The organism is SAR202 cluster bacterium (assembly GCA_009392515.1).
Classification (GTDB): Bacteria; Chloroflexota; Dehalococcoidia; order Lucifugimonadales; family UBA6952; genus UBA6952.
In genome coordinates this window covers 1-5,031 of sequence record VFGE01000022.1, presented here as the reverse complement: position 1 = coordinate 5,031, position 5,031 = coordinate 1, and the positions used below count along the sequence as shown (strand labels likewise).

5 protein-coding genes and 1 other RNA gene are annotated in these 5,031 nt (G+C 32.2%); 5 read left to right on the top strand and 1 reads right to left on the bottom strand.

Annotation, left to right across the window (positions count from 1 at the left end; genetic code table 11):
- Positions 1–1,230 (top strand): elongation factor 4 (gene lepA / locus FI695_02470; protein MQG50827.1); only part of this gene is annotated, 1,230 nt, incomplete at its 5' end.
- Here lepA and FI695_02465 read toward each other — a convergent pair.
- Positions 1,231–2,112, bottom strand: coding sequence for a UTP--glucose-1-phosphate uridylyltransferase (locus tag FI695_02465; GenBank protein ID MQG50826.1), 882 nt, complete (start codon positions 2,110–2,112; stop codon positions 1,231–1,233). It abuts the gene before it with no gap.
- Between the two features lie 28 nt (positions 2,113–2,140).
- Between FI695_02465 and ffs the strand changes: the two genes are divergently transcribed.
- The 4 genes from ffs to FI695_02445 all read left to right on the top strand — a co-directional run.
- Positions 2,141–2,400, top strand: an RNA gene (gene ffs / locus FI695_02460) — signal recognition particle sRNA large type.
- A 27-nt stretch (positions 2,401–2,427) separates the two neighbouring features.
- Positions 2,428–3,231, top strand: a complete 804-nt coding sequence (rsmA, locus tag FI695_02455; GenBank protein ID MQG50825.1) for a ribosomal RNA small subunit methyltransferase A — start codon at positions 2,428–2,430, stop codon at positions 3,229–3,231.
- A gap of 4 nt (positions 3,232–3,235) precedes the next feature.
- Positions 3,236–4,090 (top strand): 4-(cytidine 5'-diphospho)-2-C-methyl-D-erythritol kinase, encoded by an 855-nt coding sequence (gene ispE, locus FI695_02450; GenBank protein ID MQG50824.1) that lies wholly within the window; start codon positions 3,236–3,238, stop codon positions 4,088–4,090.
- A 14-nt stretch (positions 4,091–4,104) separates the two neighbouring features.
- A partial coding sequence (locus FI695_02445; GenBank protein MQG50823.1) for an alpha-hydroxy-acid oxidizing protein occupies positions 4,105–5,031 on the top strand: 927 nt, incomplete at its 3' end.

Genomic DNA, 5,031 nt, shown 5'->3' with positions numbered 1-5,031 from the left:
GATAGTACTTTTGATTCTTATAAAGGAGCAATAATATATGTACGTATTGTCGATGGAGAATTGCAAAAGTCGGATTCAACAAGATTTCTCAGTACTAATCAGCATGCTGATACTTTAGATATTGGGTTTTTCCAACCTACTATGACTCAGGCTAAAGGATTATCTACAGGAGAGGTTGGCTATGTTGCAACTGGATTAAAAAGTATCAGAGATGTCACCGTAGGTGATACGTTATCTTTTGTAGATAGTGATGTAGACCCTATACCTGGATACCAAGAATTGAAATCAATGGTATATGCAGGTTTGTACCCTTCTGATGGTGAAAGTTATCAACAATTAAGAGATGCTCTAGAAAAATTACAATTAAACGATGCAGCTTTTAGTTTTCAGCCAGAATCTAGCGTTGCTTTAGGGTTTGGTTTTCGTTGTGGATTTCTTGGTTTGTTACATATGGATGTTGTTCAAGAACGGTTAGAACGCGAATATGATTTGGATCTTATAATTACATCGCCAAGTGTATTGTATAAGGTTTTAAAAAATGATGGTGTTGAATTAGAAATCCAAAACCCAAGTCAATTACCATCTCAAGGCGAAATTATGGAATTAATGGAACCTTGGCTAGAAGTAACTGTTGTAACTCCAACTCAGTATATAGGTGCAATAATGGAATTAATTACATCACGAAGAGGTGAATTAAGAAATATAGAATATATACAAAGTATTTCTTCTACTACAGATGACGATAAAAGTCGTGCTTTGTTATCTTTTTATGTACCGTTGTCTGAAGTTATTCTTGATCTTCATGATCAAATTAAGTCTAAATCTCAAGGATATGCTTCATTAGATTACAACCAGACACAATATAGGACAGCCAGTTTAAGTAAATTAGAAATATTAGTAAATTATGAACCTGTAGATGCCCTTTCATCTATTGTACATAGAGATAGAGCTACATACCAAGGTAGAAATGTAGTAAAACAACTAACAGAATTAATCCCACGCCAATTATTTCCAATACCAATACAAGCATCTGTAAATGGAAGAGTTATAGCAAGAGAAACTGTCAGGGCTTTACGAAAAAATGTATTGGCTAAATGCTATGGTGGAGATATTACCAGAAAGCGTAAATTGCTACAGAAACAAGCAGAAGGTAAGAAAAGAATGAAAATGATAGGGCATGTAGAAGTCCCTCAAGAAGCATTTATTGCAATACTGAAAAACGATAATTGATCATATCAATTTTGATAATTTATATGTTGCTTCAGATAACCCTTTAGGTGTCCCACAATCATATCTCGTTGAAGAGATTTTATATCCATAAGTTGCAATATTATTGTTAATCATCTCATTAAGTGAATCAGTTAACTGTATTTCTCCCAATGCACCAGGCTTAGTATTTTTTATGGCTTCGAATATTTCTGGATTAACAATATATCTTCCTATTACTCCGTAATCAGAAGGTGCATCTTGAATCTGGGGTTTTTCAACAATTTTGTTTATTTTTACAATTTCATCGATAGCGTTAATATCTTCATCTGTGGATATGATGCCATAAGATGAAATTTCTGATTTATTTAAATGTTTTATTGTAAAATAGTTTGCATTGTTTTGATTGAAACTTTTTATCATTCTTGAAAGTTCTGATTCTTTCTTTGATATCAATAAATCGTCAGGTAGGATAATAGCAAAAGGATTCTTAGATACTATATCCTCTGCACACAAAATCGCATGTCCAAGCCCTAAAGGTTTATCTTGATTTATGAAGTAAAAGTTAAGATTCGATTTAAAATCTTCAATTTCATTGATTGTTTCTTCTGAACAGTATTTATATAATTTTTCTACATAACTTTGTCCAAATGAAAAATAATCTTTTAGCATTTTTTTTCGTTCAGAAAGTATTATAACAATATTCTTTATTCCAGCATTACAAGCTTCTTTGACGATATAATGAATGCAAGGTTTATCTGCAACTGGTAATAGCTCTTTAGGAATGAATTCTGTGATCGGGTAAAATCGTGTACCCAAACCAGCTGCTGGTATTACTGCGGTCTCTATCAAGTTTTTGTCCCATCGTTCGTCAATAGTAAGAATTTTTGATTTCAACTTTATCAGATTCTTACTTAGTGGTAAACTTACATAGTCGTGCTAGATGGGGAGTTAGCGGTGCCCTGTACCCGCAATCCGCTACAGCGGGATTGATTACTTCCTGAGGCATTAATGAATATATCCAATGTTAGTTATTTGATGTTGATGTTCTGACTCTGAGCGGCAAGATTATATGAATTCCGTCAGGTCTGGAAGGAAGCAGCGGTAAATATGAAATTGGGTGCCTTAGATTAATCGGAGTAGAGTTGGATGATTAATACGTTATATAAATGATTGTCGAAGGAAGTTGCACGGCTTTATAGAGAGGTATACGATTCCCTCATGAATAATTCAGTAAAAACAAAAAAAAGTTTAGGTCAGCATTTTTTAAGTGCAAATTGGGTTTTATCATATATTATTAATTCTGCAGAAATACAACCAAATGATATGGTTGTAGAGATTGGCCCAGGACGTGGAAAGTTAACTAAGGAATTAAGTCGACTCGCTGGATTGGTTAAGTGTATTGAATTAGATCAGAATTTACTTGATGATTTGAATGATAAATTTCCTGAAAGTTCTAATGTCCAAGTTATTTATGGAGATGCTCGTAGTATAGATATCTCTTCTATAGTAAATTCGGTTAATTATAAATTAGTTGCAAATCTACCTTATTATGCTGCTATGCCAATAATAATGAGATTCGTTGAATTACATAATCCCCCTAAATCAATTGTAGTTATGGTACAAGATGAAGTTGCTCGTAATCTGACTGCCTTACCTGGGAAATTGTCTATACCCGCAGTGATACTTCAAAACTTTGGAGAAATCTCATATATAAAAAGAATACCGCCAAGTGTCTTCAAACCTTCTCCTAAAATTTTTTCTGCCATAATAAAAATTGCGTTATTTGAATCTCCCCAAATAGACAAAGATAATCAATCAATGTTTTTCAACTTAATAAAAAAAGGTTTTTCTTCTAAAAGGAAAAAGTTATATAACAATATAACTAAGGCTTTTGATATAGAAAAAACTCTATTTCAAGATATGCTTGTTGCTAGCAATATAGATATAGATAGTAGACCAGAATCCTTAACTTTTGATAATTGGAAAAATTTGTATGTATCAATGAAAAATATTGGATATTAAAGCAATGTTTAATTTATTATCTCCTGCAAAATTAAATTTAAGTCTAGAAGTTAATAGTTTACTTGATAATGGGTTTCATAATTTAACTTCTATTATGCATACTCTGCATTTACATGACGAAATATCTATTAGTTACTCAAAAAATACTAAAACAGTATTTATACCTTCAACTGTTGAAGATAGTAATAATTCAATACTTGATGCTGTACACCTTTTTCAACAAGAATTTCATATTCAAGACCAAGTAGAAATTGTAACAACTAAAAATATTCCTACATCATCTGGTTTAGGTGGGGGAAGTTCGAATTCAACTGCGGTTTTAAAAGAATTAATTAAAATAAATAAATTAGAAGTAGAATTATCAAAACAGAGAGAATTAGCATTTCAATTAAGTTCTGATTCTCCTTTTTTTGTCTCTGGAGGATGTTCACTTGTTGAAGGACAAGGCGAAAAGATAACAACTGGACTAGGTATTAGTAACCTATGGTCGGTAATTTTCACTCCACTTAATATAGAGATTAGTAATAAGACCCGTTTTATGTATTCATTGCTATCTAAACAACATTACTCTGATGGATCTATAACAACTGAAATTTTTAATTCAATCAATCAACCAAATAGTGATTTACTGCAATTACTTAGTAATACAGTGAATACTTTTGAACAAGTAATCGATCAAGCTTTTCTTGAGTACAAATATTTAAAAGATAAGTTATTATCATTAGGAGTATCCTTTGTGAGACTTTCAGGTAGCGGGCCTAGCTTTTATACAATTGTTGATAACCTAGATTACGCAAGAAATATCGCAACAAAAATGAAAAGTAATAACTTGAGAATAATTACATCTGAATTACAGTAGGGGAGTAGTAATTTATGAATATAAATAATTGCCATAATGTTGATGATTTTAAAAAATTAGCAAGGAAAAGATTGCCATCACCTATATTTCATTATATTGATGGTGCAGCTGATGATGAATCTACATATAAGCGTAATACTGAATCATTTGAAGATTGCGATTTGGTGCCAAATGTTTTGGCAGGTGTGGATAATATAGATATCTCAACAACCGTTATGGGGCAAAAATTATCTATGCCATTATTTTTAAGCCCAGTTGCATTACAAAGATTATTTCATTACCAAGGAGAAAGAGCTGTAGGTAGAGCTGCAGAAAAGTTTGGAACAATGTTTGGTATTAGTAGTCTTGGAACTGTGAGTATTGAAGAAATTGGAGCTACTATAAATGCACCCAAAATCTTTCAACTATACTTTCATAAAGACAGAGGATTAACTAATAGTATGATTGAAAGATGTGAGGAAAATAATTTTGATTGTCTTGCTTTAACTGTAGATACTATTGTCGCTGGGAATAGGGAAAGAGATCTTGTAACTGGATTTACTTCTCCCTTTAACCTCACATTAAAAAGCTTAGTTAGTTTTGCAACTCATCCACAATGGGCACTTAGACATTTCACAAGTGATAAGTTTGAATTATCTCAAGTAAAAGATTATGTGAGTCACGGTACAAATATAGCTACAAGTGTTTCAAACTATATTAATGAAATGTTGGATCAGACAATGAATTGGGACGATGCTATTGCTATAAGGAAAAAATGGAAAAAAGGGTTTTGTTTAAAAGGTATTATGAGTGTTGAAGATGCAAAAAAAGCTGTGGACATAGGTGCTGATGCAATAATGCTTAGTAATCATGGAGGACGCCAACTAGATGGATCACGCTCACCTTTTGATCAACTACAAGAAATTGTTGATGCGGTTGGGGATAAAATTGATGTTATTTGC